This is a genomic window from Streptomyces regalis (assembly GCF_001509475.1).
GTDB classification, from domain to species: domain Bacteria; phylum Actinomycetota; class Actinomycetes; order Streptomycetales; family Streptomycetaceae; genus Streptomyces; species Streptomyces regalis.
In genome coordinates this window covers 1-336 of record NZ_LLZG01000274.1, presented here as the reverse complement: position 1 = coordinate 336, position 336 = coordinate 1, and the positions used below count along the sequence as shown (strand labels likewise).

Here is a 336-nt window from a genome sequence, read left to right as displayed (position 1 = left end):
CGCCCTGGCGCTCGCAGATCCGGATGATCCGGTGGGTGCGGGCTGCGGTCAGGTCGTGAGTCCGGCCCGGCAGGGCGGGTGAGAGCCACAGCAGCCGGCTGCCGGGGTCGGTGACAACCTGCACGTTCACGCCGTGGCGCCGGTGTCTCTGGGAGTAGTCGCCCCGTCCGTCGCCGACCCGGTCGTACTCGGCGAGCGTGCCGTCCAGCAGAACGAAGTCCGCCTCACTCTCGCGCGGAACCTTGAGCAGACCCGGTGCTCGTTCGGCGAGCAGGTGGACGACCGCACTGGTGTAGGCGTGGGCGGTGGACTCGCTGATCCCGAACCCGGCGGCGA

At 71.1% G+C, this 336-nt stretch carries 1 protein-coding gene; it reads right to left on the bottom strand.

Features of this window, described 5'->3' with window-relative positions; translation table 11 throughout:
• On the bottom strand, positions 1–336 hold a 336-nt coding region (locus ADL12_RS25515), incomplete at both ends, for a transposase family protein (protein WP_159053300.1).